Origin of the sequence: Thalassovita sp. (genome assembly GCF_963691685.1) — a bacterium.
GTDB lineage: Bacteria > Pseudomonadota > Alphaproteobacteria > Rhodobacterales > Rhodobacteraceae > Thalassobius.
Map to the genome: position 1 here is coordinate 4046804 of NZ_OY829290.1, position 16968 is coordinate 4063771.

Sequence of the window (16968 nt, forward strand, 5' to 3'; positions counted from 1 at the left end):
TCCAAACCCGATTTTTCCCGAAGGAGTCCCCGATGATCCGTTCGCCCCTAAGCGCCCTTTGCCTTACCTTCATGCTGCCGAGCCCATCCTGGGCGGCCAACTGTGAGGATGCGATGACCACCGCTGAGATGCGGGTCTGCACCGCCGAAGCCCTGGCGCGCGCTGACAGCCGGCTCAACACCGCCTACCGCGATGCCCGTGTGGCCGCGCGTGAGGCCGACCGGCTGCACAGTGAGGTGCCAGGTAATGGGGCCGAATATCATCTGCGCGAGGCCCAGCGTGCCTGGATCAAACTGCGAGACGCAGATTGTGCCTTGGCAGGGTTCCCCTTCCGCGGCGGCACGATGGAACCGGTGCTGGTGACCAGCTGCCTGGCCGATCTGACAGAAAAACGAACCGAAGACTTAAAAGACTTAGCGCAGACGCTGCGCTTCTAGCGACAACAGGAGAGGCCCATGCCTGCCACGATTTCCCGCGCGGATTATGCCGCGATGTTTGGCCCCACCACCGGCGACCGGCTGCGGCTGGCAGACACGGATCTGATCATTGAGGTGGAGAAAGACTTCACCAGCTACGGCGAAGAGGTGAAATTCGGCGGCGGCAAAGTGATCCGTGACGGCATGGGCCAGTCGCAGGCCACCCGCGCCGAAGGGGCGGTGGACACGGTGATCACCAACGCCTTGGTTGTGGACTGGACCGGGATCTATAAGGCGGACGTGGGCCTGAAATCAGGCCGCATTCACCAGATCGGTAAGGCCGGCAACCCCGACACTCAGCCCGGTGTAGACGTGATCGTCGGCCCCGGTACTGAGGTGATCGCGGGCGAAGGCAAAATCCTGACAGCGGGCGGTTTTGACAGCCATATCCATTACATCTGCCCACAGCAGATTGAGGATGCGCTGCATTCCGGCCTGACCACCATGCTGGGCGGCGGCACTGGCCCTGCCCATGGCACGCTGGCCACCACCTGCACGCCGGGGCCCTGGCATATTGGGCGGATGCTGCAATCGGCTGATGCCTTCCCGATGAATCTGGCCTTTGCGGGGAAAGGCAATGCCTCCCTGCCCGCCGCATTGGAGGAGCAGGTCAAAGGCGGCGCCTGTGCGCTGAAGCTGCATGAGGACTGGGGCACCACCCCGGCGGCGATCGACTGCTGCCTGTCGGTGGCCGACGCGATGGATGTTCAGGTGATGATCCACACCGACACGCTGAATGAATCGGGGTTTGTCGAACACACCGTGAAGGCGATGAAAGGCCGCACCATCCATGCCTTCCACACCGAAGGGGCCGGTGGCGGCCATGCGCCCGATATCATCAAGATCTGTGGTGAAGAACATGTGCTGCCCTCCTCCACCAATCCCACACGGCCTTTCACCGTGAACACGGTGGATGAACATCTGGACATGTTGATGGTCTGTCACCACCTCGACAAATCGATCCCCGAGGATGTGGCCTTTGCCGAAAGCCGGATCCGGCGTGAAACCATCGCTGCGGAGGATATCCTGCACGACATGGGGGCGTTTTCAATCATCGCATCTGACAGTCAGGCGATGGGGCGTGTCGGTGAGGTGCTGATCCGAACCTGGCAAACCGCCGACAAGATGAAGAAACAGCGCGGCCGCCTGGCTGAGGAAACCGGTGACAATGACAACTTCCGGGTCCGCCGTTACATCGCCAAATACACCATCAACCCCGCCATCGCCCATGGGATCAGCCATGAGATCGGGTCTATCGAGGCAGGCAAACGCGCGGATCTGGTGCTGTGGGATCCGGCCTTCTTTGGGGTGAAGCCTGAAATGGTGCTGATCGGTGGCTCAATCGTCTGCGCCCAGATGGGCGATCCCAATGCCTCCATCCCGACGCCGCAACCGGTCTATTCGCGCCCGATGTTTGGCGCCTATGGCCGCGCGGTGGAAAACGCGGCTGTCACCTTTGTCTCAGCCGCCGCAGCGGCCGAGGGGATCGGCGACACGCTGGGGCTGGCGAAACAGGTGGTGGCGGTTGAGAACACCCGCAACATCGGCAAAAGCGATCTGAAGCTGAACCATGCGACCCCGCATGTGGAGGTGAACCCGGAAACCTATGAGGTGCGCGCCGATGGTGAATTGCTGACCTGCGAACCGGCCGAAAGCCTGCCCATGGCGCAGCGCTACTTCATGTTCTGAGGCAGCGCGGGGGTATTCGGATCAATGCTGCAGCGGATCGGCAAACAGACGGTGGATTGGCCAGCCGGGGCGGGTGCCACGGCCCTCAATCGGGGTGCATTCCACCCGAACGTTGATCTGTTCACGCCAGTAACGGGGATTGTCGCGCACTTCGCGCGGCAGCAGCGCCGGGTCAAAATCTGTCTGGCGACGGGTCACAACCGCCACCCGGCTGGTCCGTCCGTCTGGCACCGTGCCTTCGCTGGCGTGTACCGCCGCTTCCAAGGCGGCTTCGCGGTCTTTCAGGCGGGCAATCTCTGCCCGGATTTCCGCCAGTTCATCTGCCAGTCCAATTTTGTGCATCATCTTAAGTACCCCAATTACCCTTGTTTCCACCGTCGCGGCCCCGGTTTGAGAGTGTTCAAACACCCGGCCGCTCAGGGAATTTTCTGCAAGGGCCGCGCCAACCCTCATGAGTTGAACGAAGACTCCCAAAAGAATCGCATGGATCGGCAAAAATGACACAACGCAAGCTTGCTCAGACCTATATCTCCCAGCCGGATGGCCCGGTTTCCGACACGCTGACCCTCACCTATGAGGCGCGGTTTTTGCGGCGCAAACTGTTGGTGACGGATTCAGGCGAAACGGTGTTGGTGGATCTGGCCCAGGTCACCTCACTGGATCATGATGGCGCGCTGCAGTGTGAGGATGGCACCCTGATCGGCGTGCGCGCCGCGCCGGAACCCCTACTGCAGGTCACAGGTGAGGCCCTGCCACGTCTGGCTTGGCATATCGGCAACCGCCACACCCCCTGTCAGATTGAGGTGGAGCGGCTGTTGATCCAGCAGGACCCGGTGATCCGCACCATGCTGGCCCATCTGGACGCTAAGGTGAGCGAGGTTGAGGAGCCCTTCACCCCAGAGGGTGGCGCCTATGGTCACGGTCGCACCCATGCGCATGAACACGGCCACAGCGCCCATTCTCACGCGCCGGACCAGCCACACGGGCACGACCATGCTCACTGATCCCAAACTGCTAACCCTGACGCAATGGCTGTCACCGGCATATCCGGTGGGGGCGTTCAGCTACAGTCACGGGTTGGAATGGGCGGTGGAGGCGGGTCAGGTTACCGATGCCGCCAGCTTTGCCGAATGGCTGCGCGATATTCTGGAACAGGGCACGGGGCGCAATGATGCCATCCTGATAGCCGCGGCTTACCGGTCACCGCCAGAGGCTTTGGCGGAGGTCGACGCACTGGCCTGCGCCTTTGCCGCCAGCAAGGAGCGGCTCTTGGAAACCCAGGCGCAGGGCGCAGCCTTCTGCAAGGTGACCGCAGCGATCTGGGGGGACATGCCACCGGCATTGACCTACCCCGTGGCGCTTGGCCATGCCGCGGCTATTCAAGGCATTCCACTGGATCAGACCGCTGTGATGTATCTGCACGCCTTTGCCTCAAACCTCTGCGCGGCCGCGATGCGTCTGGTGCCGCTGGGCCAGACCGAGGGCAATCAGGTGCTGCATCAGCTGGCCCCGATCTGCGAAGCGGTTGTCGCTGCGGCGCTGCCCCTCACCACAGACGATCTGGGCGGCGCCTGCGTCCTGGCCGAAATCGCATCGATGAAACATGAAACCCAATACACAAGGCTGTTTCGCACATGAGTAAATTGAACGGACCCCTGCGCGTCGGGATCGGCGGCCCGGTGGGCGCTGGCAAAACGACCCTGACCGCCAACCTCTGCAAAGCCTTGGGGGCGAAATACTCCATCGGGGCGATCACCAATGACATCTACACGCAGGAGGATGCCGAAGCCCTGATGCGACTACAGGTGCTGGCGCAGGACCGGATCATCGGCGTGGAAACCGGCGGTTGCCCACATACGGCGATCCGCGAAGACGCCTCGATCAACCTGGCCGCGGTGGACGAAATGCAGCAACGCCACCCTGACCTTGAGGTGGTGCTGATCGAAAGCGGCGGTGACAACCTCTCGGCCACCTTCAGCCCGGAACTGGCGGATCTGACGCTCTATGTCATTGATGTAGCCGCCGGCGAAGAAATCCCGCGCAAGGGCGGGCCGGCGATCACCAAATCAGACCTGCTGATCATCAACAAAACCGACCTCGCCCCACATGTCGGCGCATCACTTGAGGTGATGGAACGCGACGCCACCCGCATGCGCGCCGGCCGCCCCTTCATCTTCGCCGCCCTGCGCCACGGCCAAGGCGTGGACGAGATCGTCGCCAAAATCAAAGAGATCGGCGGGCTGGGGTAGGTCCGCTTCGCTCATTTGCAAGAGGCGCTCAGTTTAACGCTCACCCCTGGCGGCGAGCGTTAGATCAGACGTTGATCTATCACCGTTGAATATACAAAAGGCGCGCTGCGGCCCCCGGCGCATCCAAAACGTCCCATGTTTTGAACGCAGCGATATACACGACGCGGTTTTCCTCGATCGTTCCCCAAGCCTCCACAGCGTTTTTCGCAAGTCCCTGACCACGCTCAGCATTTGTGCGAACGCCGAAGGTCTTCACCCAAGGTTTGGCAAGTTCGAGACTTTGCTGCGGGGTCATCCCCTCGAGGCCAACGATACAGGCACCTTCACCGCCACTTGCCCCCAGAAGCACGACAACATCGGTCCCAGTTTTTTCAAGAATGACAGCGCGCTGTGACTTCTGGATCGAAGCCAAACGGGGATCTTCGGTCTCATGATAGCCAATCGACTTCAACGACTGCGAAGCAGCAACCCAATTGGGGGCATGACGACCACACACGGCCGCAGCTTTTTGGGCTTCGGAAAATTGCTGTGCGGACGCCGGAACAGTACTGACCATTTTCTGATCGACCGGTGCATCACAGGCCGCCAGCAGTACCGAAAAGAAAACAAGAAACAGATGGGTTAACTTCATTTTGCCTCACTCAGATCGCTTTTGAGATCGATCACCCGCAATTCGTTTTCAGGGATCGCTGCATGGTTTTAAGTTGTTTGTTCACACGTCTTGGATTTGGCAAAAGTTCCATCGTTTGCATATTGTTGGTGCCATTGTACCACGAGTCAAAAAGCAAGGATTTGATGTCCTCGTCGAGCACAGCATCGGCAACGCGATAGGTGCAGAGACAATCCTTTTGGCTCATTCCTCCGCCACGTCCGTCCGCAATCATCTTTTTACAAACTTGCTTTGCAGATGGCGCCGCGATTGCGCCGCCCGGAACAGCCAATAGCGCTGCCACGGCACATATGAAAAAGTTGTTTTTGAAATTCACGGGATCACCTCATCTAACTGCGCACAGATGAACAACTTTTAGATGATTTCGCAACAAAAAATGCTATTTCTTGTGCGCAAAACTGACCTCTTCAATAGCAAAGATACGTCACCATAGAAAAACCCGGCAATGGCGGGGGCCATTACCGGGTGAGACCATGTATCGAGGTTGGTCGGCGGGTTATTCGGCCGCGCCGGTCAGGTCTTCGGCCAGCATCAGCGCGTTGCCGTCTGGATCGTAAAACGTCGCGGTTTTGACCATACCTTCGACAACGTCGGTGTCGCCGTCAAACTTGACTTTCGCCTGTTCCAGCTTCTGCCGCGCGGTGTCCAGGTCTGCGATGCCGAAAACCGGCACACAATTGCCCGGCGCGGGCTTGGTGTGCTCCCCCATACCGATGGTCACACCGGCGGTGTTTGTCTGCACCTCGGACCAGCCTGCCTCATCCGCGTGGTAGAGAAGTTCAAAGCCCAACATCTCCTGATACCAAGTTGCGCTGGCGTGGCGGTCTTTGACCGATAGGGCGATGGTAATTGTTTTATCTACAGAAATGAGCGACATAAGCTTTCCTTTGGAATCATTTTATATTAACTATACTTTATGGACATTAGGCTGTTTGTCAACATCACCTCAAGAGCCTGGGCCTTGCCCATTCTGGCGCAGCTGGATGCGGGCATTGCGGGCCGGCAGGCCCCGTTGCTGGCCGCAACTGGCGCTGGCCGAACTGCCTTTGCGCAAAGCATGGACCACCTGATCACGCTGGGGTTGATGGAGCGTAACCCCGGCTATGGTCACCCGCTGCGGCCGGAGTTTCGGCTGACCCCCTTAGGAAAATCAGCCGCCAAGCTGGCAGGTGACATTCACCGCATTGCGGATGAAACGGATCGGGATTTGCTGCGCCGGTCGTGGACGTTGCCGGTTTTGGCGTCCCTGCAAACCCCGCGGCACTTCATTGAGATCAAGCGCGACCTGTCGCCGATCACGGATCGTGCATTGTCACAGTCGTTGAAAACGATGGAGGCCAGACATTGGGTCAGCCGGCAGGTCGATGATCGGACCCGCCCGCCCCGGTCGCGATATTCGGCGGTGAGCACAGGCGGTCTGCTCAGCGATGTGACGGCCTCGGCTGTCACTTTCGTTCAATAGCGGCCACCGTTTCCCTAGACGGCAAAGGGGCGCATCAGTCCGGCGCCCTTTCGCGAGTTTCAACTTATGTTCTACAGGCCCACGTCACCTAGCCCATCAGCGACCGCGTGATGATCAGCTTCTGAATATCGCTGGTGCCCTCATAGATCTGGCAAACACGGGCGTCGCGATAGATCCGTTCCACCGGGAAATCCTGCATATAGCCGTAGCCACCAAAGGTCTGGATCGCGTCGGAAATGATCTTCTCCGCCGCTTCGGAGGCAAAGAGTTTCGCCATCGCCGCCTCGGGCAGGCAAGGGATGCCCGCATCTTTCATTCGGGCGGCATTCAGCACCAGCTGCCGCGCGGCCTCCAGCTGGGTGCGCGCATCCGCCAAGCGGAAACCCACCGCCTGATGCTGGATCAGCGGCTGACCAAAGCTTTGGCGATCTTTGGCGTAGTCCACTGCCGCCTCCAGCGCGGCCTGTGCCATGCCCGCGGACTGCGCCGCGATCCCGATGCGGCCGGTTTCCAGGCTGGACAGGGCGATCTTATAGCCCTCACCCTCTTCACCGATGCGCATGTTGGCGGGCACCCGCATCTCCTCAAACCGCAGCGCGCAGGTGTCGGAACAGCGTTGGCCCAGCTTCTCCTCAACCGAGGTGACGTGATAGCCGGGGTTACTGGTTTCCACCAGAAACGCGGTGATGCCTTTCTTGCCCTCAGACCCTTCCATACGGGCAAAGACAACAACCCATTCGCCGATCTCCCCCGAAGTGATGAAGGCCTTTTCGCCATTGATCACATAGTCATCACCATCGCGGCGGGCGCGGCTGCGAATGGCCGACGCGTCAGAGCCCGCATGCGGTTCGGTCAGGGCAAAGGCCCCGATGAAGGCGCCTTCACAGGCCGGGCGCAGCACGTTTTGCTGCTGCTCAGGTGAGCCGTAGCGCTGAAGGATGGCATTGAAGGGCGCGTTGTGCACCGACATCACAGTGGAGATCGCGCCGTCACCGGCGGCCACCTCCATCAAAGCCAGCGCATATGACACGTAATCTGCGCCCACGCCGCCCAGCTCTTCGGGAACCGTCATCCCAAGGAAGCCCAATTCGCCCATCTGGGTCAGGATCTCAGGCTCGATCTGCTTGGATTTATCCCGCGCCGCCGCGCCGGGGGCCAGCACATCGCGGGCAAAGCTGCGCGCCATATCTTGAATCATCTGCTGGTCTTCGCTGATCACACTCATGGGGGGCTCCTTCATCGGTCTTGGGCATTGGTCTTGGGTGGAAAAACAACTTATCAGTGCGGATATCGACGCAAATCCTTGCAGAAGTTTTGCATCGGTGCTTTTCTATAGGCATTCTTTTGATGCCACATTTATGGAAAGTCCATTGTCTGACTTGTCTTCCGCCAATTCGCACGGGGGTGACGCGCGCCAAGCGATCGCTTCACCCGCGCGTAACCAGCTGACACCGCATGTAAAATGGCGCTACCAACCCGGTGACAGAAATCGCCTTGCCGTGATTATGCCCGGGTTGCTTTACCATTGCGACAAACCGCTGTTTCAGGCGCTGGCACAGGAATTTCGCCAGCAGGGCATGGGGCTGCTGCAATGCGACTTTGACTATGCCGATGATCCCGACTTCATGAATGCGCCCAAAATGAATCAGCTGGATCAGATCTACCGGGACGGTAAATCGATCGGGGATCTGGTTCAGAGGCTTGGCGATTTTGATGAGATGTTTCTGGTCGGCAAATCGCTGGGCGCAATGGCCATGGCCGCGGCATTGGACAGTGGCAACTTTGACCAGGCGCGGGCCATCTGGGTCACCCCCGGCCTGCAAAACAGTACGCTTGGGGATCAGATCATCGCTCACCCCGGCCGGTCGCTGGTGCTGATGGGCGATCTGGATCCCAGCTGTCTGCCCGAAACCCTTGCCCCGCTAAGAGAAGCAGTCCAGGTGCGCGTCGCTGTCATCGAAGGGGCCGATCACGCCTTTGCCGCCAGCGATCTCTTCAGCGAAGAGGATTTGACCCAGGCTGCAATGCAGGCCCTTGCCAATTGGATGCCCCTGCGGCCGCACGGTTAGCGTTTGCAGCTTGGGCCAGCAGGCGCCGCAAATCTGTCACAACACCCGCAGGATCACCTGCGACCGCGCCTCAGCAATCAGGTCAGAGCTGCCAATCACCTCATTCAGGTCCGCCAAGGCCGCCACCGTCGGCAGGTTCACCCGCACCACCGCGTCCAACTCACCGGAGAGTGAGGCCACCTCAACCACACCTGTCTGCGCCGCCAAGAACTGCAATGCCGGGTCGCAGGGCCGCTCAGCGATCCGCACAAACACCATAGCGCGCACACCGCCTGCCTGCCCGATCTGAACGCGGTAACCCGCGATGACGCCCGCGCCCTCCATCCGCGCGATCCGTTCCTGCACGGCGGGGCGGGACAGATGCACCTGCCGCGCAATCTCGGCCGTGGGCAGGCGCGCGTCCTTTTCCAATAGGGACAGGATGCGCAGGTTTGTGTGATCCAGATCCATTCCGCTCGCCTTTCCGTCGATCCGCAGGTCAATGGCGACGCTCCGCAACTGGAGCCACCGCATGCCGCTAGATAGCCTGATCCTCTCAGAGACAGGAGCGTAAAGAATGCGGAAAATTGTGCCAACTGACTTCAGCCCGAAACGAGCCTGGGCCGCGCTGGACATTGAACAAATTGAGGGCGCGACGGTGCGCTTGCATTGGACCGACACACCTTACAAGTGGCACGTGAACGATGGGCCTGAGGTCTTTGTCGTCCTCGACGGTCACGTCGATATGCATGTGCGCGAGGCGGGTGTGGAAACGGTGCTGCCCCTCACAAAGGGTGAGGTTTTTCACGCCGAAACTGGCGACGAACATGTCGCCCACCCCAACGGCCCTGCCCATGTCCTGGTCATCGAAAAGGTCGACAGCGTCTAATGAGCCGCCAAAAAATGTGCCGAAGCGGGTAAACCACTTCGGCCAGATGCGCTGATTGGGAGGCCGGGGGGAGGTAACTGTTGCAGGTGCGATCTTACCAGTCGATCGGGCCTTTATCGGCAAATTCATGCACCAGGAAATCGATGAAGGCGCGCACCTTGGGCTGGGTGAACCGGCCCGGCGGGTAAACCGCGTAGATGCCTTGGGTTTCCATGGGCAGTTCAGGGATCACATCTTCGACCAGACCCGCCTTCAGCGCATCGGCGTAGAGGTAGCTGGGCAGATAGGCGATGCCCAGACCCGCCACAGCTGCATTCAACAGCGATTGGCCGTCATTCACGCTCAAGCCACCAGCGGTGCGCACCTGGCGCTTCTCACCAGAGGGGGCGGTCAGTTTCCAGACATTGCCACTGGACTGGTTGGAATAATGCAGCAGCTTGTGTTCGTTCAGATCGTCGATCTTCTTGGGGCGGCCATGTTTTTCAAAATAGGCCGGCGCCGCGATCATGCGTTTGGTGGTTTCCGTCAGCTTGCGGGCCCGCAATGTGCTGTCTTCCAGCTCACCAATGCGGATGGCCATATCAAACCCTTCGGAGATCAGCTCCACGTAGCGGTTGTTCAGCACCATGTTGACGTTGATCTCAGGGAAGTCTGACAGAAATTCCCCCAAGATCGGGCTCAGGTGGTTCACCCCAAAATCCGTCGCGACCGAAATCCGCAACAAGCCCGAGGGCGCCGATTGCATCGAGGTCACCAAAGCATCCGCTTCGCCCGCGTCATTCAGCACCCGGCGCGCCCGATCATAATAGGCCAAACCGATTTCGGTCGGTGACACCCGCCGGGTGGTGCGATTGAGCAGCCGCGCGCCGAGACGATGCTCGAGGCTGGACACATGTTTGGACACAGCGGATTTGGAAATCCCCATCTTGCGGGCTGCATCCGTGAATCCGCCCTGATCCACGACGGTGGCAAAAGCTTCCATTTCGGTCAGGCGGTCCATTGGCGCGTCCTCTGCATGATCGTTTCTAAATCAGAAACAGATATCCGCTTCAAATTGGGCAAGATCAGGGCGCGCGCAGGGCTTTGTGTGGCCCATAATGCGGAACATCAGAGGCTCTGTTATATTATTTCATTTGACAAAAGGTGCATCCGCAATACGCTTTAACCACTCTCACTTACCTGCGAACATTAGATTGTGAACGGCGATTTAAAGAACCAAATTAGAAACTCTTCCCCGTTTGAGCTGCGAGAAGACATCTCATTTAGCAAGCATGTCTTGCTTGGTAAAAATGCTGTCTATCTCACGATAGCCTTGGTCGTACCTTGGACGCTTCTCCTAATTTATCTGGAAGAGTACGTTTGCGCGGCGTTGGTGCTTGGCTTCTTACCTGCCAGTTTCACTGCATTGCTGTTGTTCAGGGTAGGGTCCGATCGGCTTGCGCGCATGACATGGTTGCTCACCTCGACAACCTTGGTGACGCTCATTTCTATGTACTACGCTGGCCAAACCTCACACGAAGTCACGTTCTTCATTCTAATGGGCTTCCCGTTTTTGATCTTCGCAGTGAAACAAGAGGGAAAACAGCTGTTGATTTGCCTTGTTTACATCTTGGCTTCAGCGCTTTTGGCCTTCCTTGACGCTGCCTACGGACTGGGTGAGGCGATTGGCATACAACAACGCCAACCCAACGCCTCTGCTCCACACATTCAGTTCGCGATTTTCCTGACAGTGTCGGTACTCATCGTCTCTCAACTGGCGTATCTGGCATATCACCTGAATGAGTCTGGTGACGAAGTCCGGGCTGCACTTGTTGAGGCACAATCCGCTTACCGGGCACGCAACAAGTTTATGGCCAACATGAGCCATGAAATCCGCACACCGATGAATGGTATCATTGGCACATTGGACGTTTTGGAACACTCAGGCATCAAGCCCAACCAGCAGCGTTCGATGTCCACGATTCGGGAATCGGCCATGTCCCTTCTGCGCATCATTGATGACGTGCTTGATGCCAGCAAAATCGACGCTGATAAGCTAGACATCGTCTCAACCAGAACCGAAATCGCTGATTTGGTCGAGCAGGTTGCGCAAACGCTGATTCCGCTCAGCTCCTCACACGGGGTCGCGATCCGGCTTTTTCTGGACCCGAAAATCCCAGACTACATTGAAATTGATGCTGTTCGCCTAAGGCAAATTCTCCTGAATATTCTGAGTAACGCCGTCAAATACTCGGCGTCTTCGCTGACGAAACGACCCGGCGACGTCGTGGTTTTTGCGACTGCTGACGGCGAAAACACACTTACATTTAAGATCAGCGATAATGGCATCGGAATGGACGAAGACCTGGTTGCAACGTTCTGCGATCCCTATGTTCAGGGTCGAGAAACGCTATTTTCGTCAATCCGCGGAACCGGCCTAGGTATGGCCATTACGACCCGGCTTGTAAGCCTTATGCAGGGTAGTTTTTCTGCAGAAAGCGATGCGGGTAAGGGCACCACAATTACAATCAGCCTTCCGCTTGTTCCCGTTGCCACACCATCCCTCTTGCCCGATCTCAGCGGACTAACGGTTTACTTCATTGGCCCCTCTGTTCCCGCACTAGAGGAGGGATTGGACATCGTTGTGGGGCATGCAGGCGCAACGTGGCATTTGACCGAGGATCTAGATGACCTTCCTGATCTGCCCGCGGACCCAACTGAGCGCCCAATCTTTCTGCTGTTACCCACAACACCCGCCGAATTTGACCGTATTGAAGAAGAGATTCGACAAAAGCATCCGCATGCGGGTGTCATACGTTGCACCACCGACAGAAGTGTCTTGATCAGGCGGCTAAGCAGCGGAACCTTCATTTTCCCGGTCATGCCAATGATCCGAAATGACTTCTATTCGGCAATTGCAGAACTGGCCGGCCGCGAGGTGCCACGTCCCCCCTGGCAACAAGAAGAGCTTCCACGTGCACCCAATGAGCGCCGTGCAGACTTCAAAAGCAGAAATATTCTGGTGGTCGATGATAACGCGATCAATCTGCATGTACTGCAGTCGCAGCTAAAATTGCTGGGACACCATGCCGTCACAGCGTCCAATGGGCGCGAAGCACTTTTGCAATGGCGGGCGGGTGAGTTTGACCTCCTGATCACTGATGTGCAGATGCCCGAGATGTCAGGATTTGCGCTGGCACGTGCAATCCGTTTGCAGGAAAAAGAATGTAGCCGGCCAGCCATGCCAATCTTGGCAGTCACTGCCAATATTGAAACGGAGAACGAAGACCAATTCAAACAATCCGGGATGAACAGCTGGATGCTTAAGCCGATCAAATACGATGATCTTCAAGAGGCGATTGAGAGTATCGACTTTCCCAAATCTTAGTTTAGCACCAGTTCGATCATCGTAATCCATATCGGCAGGCTCACCGCCGCCAACAGGGTGGTCTGTGCCACCAGGGTCGCTGACAGTTCGCGATCCGCCCCAAACCCGGCCGCCAGCACATGCGCGGCCGAGGCTGTGGGCAGTGCCGCAAACAGCACCAAAGTGGCTGCAATTGCGGGCTCCAACCCCAGGGCAAGGCCCAACACCAAGGCAAAGGCAGGCAGGAGCACCAGTTTTGTGGCCACAATGATCCCGCTGAACCGGTTCAACCGCGCCAACGCGCCCCAATTCATCGTCGCCCCCACCGAAATCAGCGCCACCGGGATGGCGGCACGGGCCAACATCTCCAGCGGGGCCATTGCAACCTCGGGGATCTGGATGCCGCTCAAGCCCACAATCACGCCTGAGATGGAGGCCAGTAGGAACGGGTTTGTCGCCACTTTGGCAACGGTCTGCATCAGCGACCCGCCGCCACGCGACAGGGCGGTCACGGCAAAAAGGTTCGCAACCGGGATCGCCAGCCCCACCGCCACGGCCAATTCGCCGAGGGGCGGATCCATCAAGGTCTCAACCGCAACAAAGGCCATTGCAGTGTTAAACCGCCAAGACACCTGCCAAGCGCCCGCGAAATCCACAAAGCGATCCGGCCCGAACCGGCGCGCCAGATAGCCCGCGGCCAGCCCAAGGGTCAGCACCGCCCAGACCAGCGGCCCGATCGAGGCAATATCGCGCAGTTCAATCGGACGAGAGGACGCCGCCACAAAGATCAGCGCTGGGAACAGAATCTCAAAATTCAGCCGATCCAGCCCCTGCCAGGCATTCACCGACAGCCGCTTGCGGATCAGCCCGCCCAGACAGACCATCAGGAAACTGGGCAACAGCCCAAAAAGAATTGAGATGAAAATCATGGCGCCTACCTTCTGCGCCGATCTAGGGCCAAGGCCCTTCTCGCATCAAGCGAAATCCTCCTGCGGCCGCACAGCTTTGCCAAAATGCTTTTCAAACTGGCGCTGCCCCTGTGGGGTAAACTGCACCACCCGGCTGTCCGCCTGTCGCCGCGCCCAGCCCTCATCAATGAAATGGCTCAGCAACGCCCGCCCCAAACGGCCCGCCAGATGCGATTGCCGGGCGCTCCAATCCAGACATTCCTTGCACATCGGCGCGCGGCTCTTGGGCAGCGCCGCCAGATCCAGCCCAAGCGCGTTCAGAAACTGCCGACCGCGCGGGCTGACCTGCAGATCCGGCCCAACCAGCACGCCCCGCGCCTGCAAGCTGCGAAACATCTGAACCCCCATTTCCCCAGCCAGGTGATTGTAACAGACCCGCGCCTGCCGCATCGCTTGATCCTTTGGCCCGGTCCGCGTCCGCAGATGCCCCTTGCCCGCGGCAAGCCCCATCAGCGCCTCCAGCACCTCAGCCACCTCTTCCCCGGCCAGGCTGAAATATTTGTGGCGCCCCGATTTGCGCGGCGCAACCAGCCCGCCCTCAACCAACCGTGACAGATGGCTTGAGGCGGTCTGCGCCTGCACGCCAGCCTCCTGCGCCAATTCCGTGGCTGTCAGCGCTTTGCCACTCATCAGCGCGCTCAACATATTGGCGCGGGCCGGATCCCCGATCAGCGCCGCCACCCTAGCGATATCTGGTCCATCTCTCATGCTACACCTGTCGCATATAGTTCGATTTATAGCGAAGCATAAGCAGCATGCGATCCGCTAAGCAAGCCCAACACCAAGCCAACACCAAAAAGGAACGCCCCATGCTGACCTGCATCATCCGTTATGACATTGACCCCACCAAGAAAGCCCAATTTGAACGCTATGCCCAAAACTGGGGTCAGGCGATCCCGCGCAACGGCGCCCAGCTGATCGGCTATTACGCCCCGCACGAAGGCTCCTCCACCCTCGCCTATGGCATTTACAACATCGACAGCCTCGCCGCCTATGAGGCCTATCGCGCCCGTCTCGCCGCTGATCCGCTGGGACGGGAAAACTATGAATTTGCCCAGCGGGAAAAGTTCATCTCGCGCGAAGACCGCACCTTCCTGAAACTGGCCTCTGCACCGCACGCCCCCGCCGCCAGCCCGAAAGGAGCCCGCCCATGATTGCCGTCATCTTCGAGGTCGAAATCGCCGAAGGTCAACGCGACGCCTACCTCGACATCGCAGCCGAGCTGAAACCGCTGCTGCAGGAGATTGATGGCTTCCTCTCGGTGGAACGGTTCGAAAGCTTGGTGCAGCCGGGCAAACTCCTGTCGCTGTCCTTCTGGCGCGATGAAGCCGCCGTGCAGAACTGGCGCGCCCTGGCCGAACATCGTTTTGCCCAAACAAAGGGGCGCGAAGGCATATTTGCCGGCTATCGCCTGCGGGTGGCCGAAGTGGCGCGCGATTACGGCATGGAGGACCGGGCCGAGGCGCCCGGTGACTCGCAAGCCACACATGGCTAAGGCTCTGGTGGGCAGGTCTTGCCCACCACCCATCCGCCCCTTAACTCTCAGATACCGTAACCCGGAGATTTTATGTCCCGTTGAGACTTGGCAGCCATTGACGTGATCCCTTGATGGATCACTGGTGCAATCCACCAGCTGCCCCCACGTTTGACACCTAAGCCCTGCCAATCCGGCAGGCCGTTGGCGCGTGACCTCTCTCAACATCGCCTCAGAAGAGGCAGCAGACATGAAAGCAAGATCACCAATGATCCGACCCTTTAATACATCCGACACTGACGCCGTCATGCAGGCCTGGCACAAGGCCAGCGCCCTGGCCCATCCGTTTCTCAGCGATGAGTTGATCGCCAAGGCGGACGCCCTGATCCGTAACACCTTCCTGCCAATGGCAGACACCTCCGTCATAGAACAAGAAGGTCAGGTTGTGGGCTTCATCGCCCTCCTCGGCCATCAGGTGGGTGGTCTGTTTCTGGATCCGGCCTATCACGGCCGCGGCCTCGGCAAAGCGCTGATGGATCACGCCGCCCAGAACCATCCGGTTCTGGAATTGGACGTATTCCGCGGCAACACAATCGGCCGGGGCTTCTACGCCCCTTATGGCTTTGAAGAACTGGAGGAGAGGACTGACGGCTTCTCCGGCCTGCCCGTCCTGCGCCTGCGCTACAGCACCACATAAACAAAAAGGGGGCCCACCCGGCCCCCTCCTTTCCCCTAGCCTAGGCCCAGGGGGTGTCTCCCTCACTGACCACTTGCCCAAACCGGTTTTCCCGATGCCAGCGCAGGTTCTCAGGATGCGGGGCACAGCGAGGATCTACGGGTGGCAACAGTTTACCGGACGGGCTGATCAAGCGGTTCACAACATCCTCCGGTACCTTGTTGTGCGAAATCAAAATCGTTTCCAGATCCTCAGCGACTGAGATCAACCCGCGATCAAACATCCAATGCAAGGTGCCCGATAACGCCAATCCATTGTTGGGCGTATCCGAACCATTTTCCTCTACGGGCCGGATATGAGCCGCCTGAACTTCCGGGCGCCCCCCACCATTGCGCAGTTGTAGTCCTGACATGGCGCAACGGTAATCGTAGGCTTCGCGGACTTTGCGGCGAAAGACAACATCGCGATACTTCCGCCGCGTTAGTCGTTCAACAACAGGGCGCTCAAACGACAATGGCGCTTCTGCCAGCCCACCTGGGGTATTCGCAGGCGCGGGGTCATACCGGCGCATTTCCTGCTCAATCAAATCGCTCGGCAGGCCGATGTTCAAGATCCGCGCAAAATCCGCTTCCGGCAACCGACGAACCGCCAGTTGCACCGCGCCACCCCGTTTGGGTGTGCCATCTGCTTCGGCTAAGGCTTTCTCAAGCGGACGTCCTTGGTGGAGCCGCGACACTTCGGTATCAAACAAAAGATAGCTGTTCGGCTCCATCAGGGCCAAATAACGACCGGGGGCGCCTGGTTTGTCGATCACCTGTTCAATCTTGGCGACCGCAAAATAGCCCCGCGGACCAGCCTTTACCGGTTCGTAATATACGATCCAGTCTCCAACTGCCTCTCTGACGGCCTTTAGATAGGACTTGGGAAAATCATAAACCTCTGACGGTCGATCATCATATTTCGAATCTGTTTTGTGCAAAAGAACCAGTTTCACCATTTGACCAGGAAACAAAAACCTCCT

At 58.7% G+C, this 16968-nt stretch carries 22 protein-coding genes; 12 read left to right on the forward strand and 10 right to left on the reverse strand.

Annotation, left to right across the window (positions count from 1 at the left end):
• Positions 1-32 precede the first annotated feature (32 nt).
• Positions 33-437, forward strand: coding sequence for a lysozyme inhibitor LprI family protein (locus tag ACORLH_RS19610; RefSeq protein ID WP_321829998.1), 405 nt, complete (start codon positions 33-35; stop codon positions 435-437).
• An 18-nt stretch (positions 438-455) separates the two neighbouring features.
• Positions 456-2165, forward strand: coding sequence for an urease subunit alpha (ureC, locus tag ACORLH_RS19615; RefSeq protein ID WP_321829999.1), 1710 nt, complete (start codon positions 456-458; stop codon positions 2163-2165).
• A 21-nt stretch (positions 2166-2186) separates the two neighbouring features.
• On the opposite strand, the gene ACORLH_RS19620 is transcribed toward ureC, so the two are convergent.
• Complete coding sequence (locus ACORLH_RS19620; RefSeq protein WP_058242444.1) at positions 2187-2510, reverse strand: hypothetical protein; 324 nt, start codon at positions 2508-2510, stop codon at positions 2187-2189.
• Between the two features lie 152 nt (positions 2511-2662).
• Between ACORLH_RS19620 and ACORLH_RS19625 the strand changes: the two genes are divergently transcribed.
• From ACORLH_RS19625 to ureG, 3 genes are read left to right on the forward strand one after another with little or no spacing between them, the layout of a single operon-like run.
• The gene (locus ACORLH_RS19625; RefSeq protein WP_321830000.1) at positions 2663-3169 is read left to right on the forward strand and encodes an urease accessory protein UreE; all 507 of its coding nucleotides are present in this window, start codon (positions 2663-2665) and stop codon (positions 3167-3169) included.
• On the forward strand, positions 3159-3803 hold the full coding sequence (locus ACORLH_RS19630) for an urease accessory protein UreF (RefSeq protein ID WP_321830001.1): 645 nt from the start codon (positions 3159-3161) through the stop codon (positions 3801-3803). The genes ACORLH_RS19625 and ACORLH_RS19630 overlap by 11 nt, the downstream gene beginning before the upstream one ends.
• Positions 3800-4414, forward strand: a complete 615-nt coding sequence (ureG, locus tag ACORLH_RS19635) for an urease accessory protein UreG (protein ID WP_321830002.1) — start codon at positions 3800-3802, stop codon at positions 4412-4414. The genes ACORLH_RS19630 and ureG overlap by 4 nt, the downstream gene beginning before the upstream one ends.
• Positions 4415-4493: 79 nt before the next feature.
• On the opposite strand, the gene ACORLH_RS19640 is transcribed toward ureG, so the two are convergent.
• The 3 genes from ACORLH_RS19640 to ACORLH_RS19650 all read right to left on the reverse strand — a co-directional run bounded on the left by ACORLH_RS19640 (position 4494) and on the right by ACORLH_RS19650 (position 5961).
• Positions 4494-5045, reverse strand: a complete 552-nt coding sequence (locus tag ACORLH_RS19640) for a hypothetical protein (protein WP_321830003.1) — start codon at positions 5043-5045, stop codon at positions 4494-4496.
• A 31-nt stretch (positions 5046-5076) separates the two neighbouring features.
• Positions 5077-5400 carry a hypothetical protein gene (locus tag ACORLH_RS19645; protein WP_321830004.1) on the reverse strand — a complete coding sequence of 108 codons (324 nt, stop codon included), beginning with the start codon at positions 5398-5400 and terminating at the stop codon, positions 5077-5079.
• A gap of 180 nt (positions 5401-5580) precedes the next feature.
• Positions 5581-5961 (reverse strand): VOC family protein, encoded by a 381-nt coding sequence (locus ACORLH_RS19650; RefSeq protein WP_321830005.1) that lies wholly within the window; start codon positions 5959-5961, stop codon positions 5581-5583.
• Between the two features lie 39 nt (positions 5962-6000).
• Between ACORLH_RS19650 and ACORLH_RS19655 the strand changes: the two genes are divergently transcribed.
• Entirely contained in the window at positions 6001-6546 is a 546-nt protein-coding gene (locus ACORLH_RS19655; RefSeq protein WP_321830006.1) for a winged helix-turn-helix transcriptional regulator, read from the forward strand.
• Positions 6547-6634: 88 nt separating this feature from the next.
• Here the strand turns inward: ACORLH_RS19655 and ACORLH_RS19660 are convergent, their stop codons facing one another.
• On the reverse strand, positions 6635-7771 hold the full coding sequence (locus ACORLH_RS19660; RefSeq protein ID WP_321830007.1) for an acyl-CoA dehydrogenase family protein: 1137 nt from the start codon (positions 7769-7771) through the stop codon (positions 6635-6637).
• Positions 7772-8051: 280 nt separating this feature from the next.
• On the opposite strand from ACORLH_RS19660, the gene ACORLH_RS19665 reads away from it, so the two are divergent.
• Positions 8052-8615 (forward strand): alpha/beta family hydrolase, encoded by a 564-nt coding sequence (locus ACORLH_RS19665; RefSeq protein ID WP_321830008.1) that lies wholly within the window; start codon positions 8052-8054, stop codon positions 8613-8615.
• A gap of 36 nt (positions 8616-8651) precedes the next feature.
• Here the strand turns inward: ACORLH_RS19665 and ACORLH_RS19670 are convergent, their stop codons facing one another.
• A complete protein-coding gene (locus ACORLH_RS19670; RefSeq protein WP_321830009.1) occupies positions 8652-9065 on the reverse strand; it encodes an Lrp/AsnC family transcriptional regulator in 414 nt (137 codons plus the stop codon).
• A gap of 106 nt (positions 9066-9171) precedes the next feature.
• On the opposite strand from ACORLH_RS19670, the gene ACORLH_RS19675 reads away from it, so the two are divergent.
• A complete protein-coding gene (locus ACORLH_RS19675; protein ID WP_321830010.1) occupies positions 9172-9483 on the forward strand; it encodes a cupin in 312 nt (103 codons plus the stop codon).
• Positions 9484-9577: 94 nt separating this feature from the next.
• Here the strand turns inward: ACORLH_RS19675 and ACORLH_RS19680 are convergent, their stop codons facing one another.
• Positions 9578-10483: a LysR family transcriptional regulator gene (locus ACORLH_RS19680; protein ID WP_058242432.1), complete on the reverse strand. Its 906-nt coding sequence runs from the start codon at positions 10481-10483 to the stop codon at positions 9578-9580.
• A gap of 195 nt (positions 10484-10678) precedes the next feature.
• Between ACORLH_RS19680 and ACORLH_RS19685 the strand changes: the two genes are divergently transcribed.
• On the forward strand, positions 10679-12850 hold the full coding sequence (locus tag ACORLH_RS19685) for an ATP-binding protein (RefSeq protein ID WP_321830011.1): 2172 nt from the start codon (positions 10679-10681) through the stop codon (positions 12848-12850).
• Here the strand turns inward: ACORLH_RS19685 and ACORLH_RS19690 are convergent.
• Together ACORLH_RS19690 and ACORLH_RS19695 are read right to left on the reverse strand one after the other, a co-directional pair.
• The gene (locus tag ACORLH_RS19690; protein WP_321830012.1) at positions 12847-13758 is read right to left on the reverse strand and encodes an AEC family transporter; all 912 of its coding nucleotides are present in this window, start codon (positions 13756-13758) and stop codon (positions 12847-12849) included. The two genes, ACORLH_RS19685 and ACORLH_RS19690, sit on opposite strands and share 4 nt — an antisense overlap.
• Before the next feature lie 45 nt (positions 13759-13803).
• Positions 13804-14505: a winged helix-turn-helix domain-containing protein gene (locus tag ACORLH_RS19695; RefSeq protein WP_321830013.1), complete on the reverse strand. Its 702-nt coding sequence runs from the start codon at positions 14503-14505 to the stop codon at positions 13804-13806.
• Positions 14506-14606: 101 nt separating this feature from the next.
• Between ACORLH_RS19695 and ACORLH_RS19700 the strand changes: the two genes are divergently transcribed.
• The 3 genes from ACORLH_RS19700 to ACORLH_RS19710 all read left to right on the forward strand — a co-directional run bounded on the left by ACORLH_RS19700 (position 14607) and on the right by ACORLH_RS19710 (position 15968).
• Positions 14607-14951, forward strand: a complete 345-nt coding sequence (locus ACORLH_RS19700) for an NIPSNAP family protein (RefSeq protein WP_321830014.1) — start codon at positions 14607-14609, stop codon at positions 14949-14951.
• Positions 14948-15292 (forward strand): antibiotic biosynthesis monooxygenase, encoded by a 345-nt coding sequence (locus tag ACORLH_RS19705; RefSeq protein WP_321830016.1) that lies wholly within the window; start codon positions 14948-14950, stop codon positions 15290-15292. The genes ACORLH_RS19700 and ACORLH_RS19705 overlap by 4 nt, the downstream gene beginning before the upstream one ends.
• 229 nt (positions 15293-15521) lie before the next feature.
• The gene (locus ACORLH_RS19710) at positions 15522-15968 is read left to right on the forward strand and encodes a GNAT family N-acetyltransferase (RefSeq protein ID WP_321830017.1); all 447 of its coding nucleotides are present in this window, start codon (positions 15522-15524) and stop codon (positions 15966-15968) included.
• Between the two features lie 40 nt (positions 15969-16008).
• Here ACORLH_RS19710 and ACORLH_RS19715 read toward each other — a convergent pair whose 3' ends face one another.
• The gene (locus ACORLH_RS19715; RefSeq protein WP_321830018.1) at positions 16009-16959 is read right to left on the reverse strand and encodes an HNH endonuclease; all 951 of its coding nucleotides are present in this window, start codon (positions 16957-16959) and stop codon (positions 16009-16011) included.
• Positions 16960-16968: the final 9 nt, after the last annotated feature.

What these genes read in the sequence shown, in the direction of transcription:
- ACORLH_RS19650 (WP_321830005.1), bottom strand. Translation starts at nt 5,961, where the DNA reads ATGTCGCTCATTTCTGTAGATAAAACAATTACCATCGCCCTATCGGTC.
- ureC (WP_321829999.1), top strand. Translation starts at nt 456, where the DNA reads ATGCCTGCCACGATTTCCCGCGCGGATTATGCCGCGATGTTTGGCCCC.
- ACORLH_RS19680 (WP_058242432.1), bottom strand. Translation starts at nt 10,483, where the DNA reads ATGGACCGCCTGACCGAAATGGAAGCTTTTGCCACCGTCGTGGATCAG.
- ACORLH_RS19630 (WP_321830001.1), top strand. Translation starts at nt 3,159, where the DNA reads ATGCTCACTGATCCCAAACTGCTAACCCTGACGCAATGGCTGTCACCG.
- ACORLH_RS19655 (WP_321830006.1), top strand. Translation starts at nt 6,001, where the DNA reads ATGGACATTAGGCTGTTTGTCAACATCACCTCAAGAGCCTGGGCCTTG.
- ACORLH_RS19700 (WP_321830014.1), top strand. Translation starts at nt 14,607, where the DNA reads ATGCTGACCTGCATCATCCGTTATGACATTGACCCCACCAAGAAAGCC.
- ACORLH_RS19675 (WP_321830010.1), top strand. Translation starts at nt 9,172, where the DNA reads ATGCGGAAAATTGTGCCAACTGACTTCAGCCCGAAACGAGCCTGGGCC.
- ureG (WP_321830002.1), top strand. Translation starts at nt 3,800, where the DNA reads ATGAGTAAATTGAACGGACCCCTGCGCGTCGGGATCGGCGGCCCGGTG.
- ACORLH_RS19670 (WP_321830009.1), bottom strand. Translation starts at nt 9,065, where the DNA reads ATGGATCTGGATCACACAAACCTGCGCATCCTGTCCCTATTGGAAAAG.
- ACORLH_RS19625 (WP_321830000.1), top strand. Translation starts at nt 2,663, where the DNA reads ATGACACAACGCAAGCTTGCTCAGACCTATATCTCCCAGCCGGATGGC.
- ACORLH_RS19620 (WP_058242444.1), bottom strand. Translation starts at nt 2,510, where the DNA reads ATGATGCACAAAATTGGACTGGCAGATGAACTGGCGGAAATCCGGGCA.
- ACORLH_RS19690 (WP_321830012.1), bottom strand. Translation starts at nt 13,758, where the DNA reads ATGATTTTCATCTCAATTCTTTTTGGGCTGTTGCCCAGTTTCCTGATG.
- ACORLH_RS19640 (WP_321830003.1), bottom strand. Translation starts at nt 5,045, where the DNA reads ATGAAGTTAACCCATCTGTTTCTTGTTTTCTTTTCGGTACTGCTGGCG.
- ACORLH_RS19705 (WP_321830016.1), top strand. Translation starts at nt 14,948, where the DNA reads ATGATTGCCGTCATCTTCGAGGTCGAAATCGCCGAAGGTCAACGCGAC.
- ACORLH_RS19610 (WP_321829998.1), top strand. Translation starts at nt 33, where the DNA reads ATGATCCGTTCGCCCCTAAGCGCCCTTTGCCTTACCTTCATGCTGCCG.
- ACORLH_RS19710 (WP_321830017.1), top strand. Translation starts at nt 15,522, where the DNA reads ATGAAAGCAAGATCACCAATGATCCGACCCTTTAATACATCCGACACT.
- ACORLH_RS19665 (WP_321830008.1), top strand. Translation starts at nt 8,052, where the DNA reads ATGCCCGGGTTGCTTTACCATTGCGACAAACCGCTGTTTCAGGCGCTG.
- ACORLH_RS19695 (WP_321830013.1), bottom strand. Translation starts at nt 14,505, where the DNA reads ATGAGAGATGGACCAGATATCGCTAGGGTGGCGGCGCTGATCGGGGAT.
- ACORLH_RS19660 (WP_321830007.1), bottom strand. Translation starts at nt 7,771, where the DNA reads ATGAGTGTGATCAGCGAAGACCAGCAGATGATTCAAGATATGGCGCGC.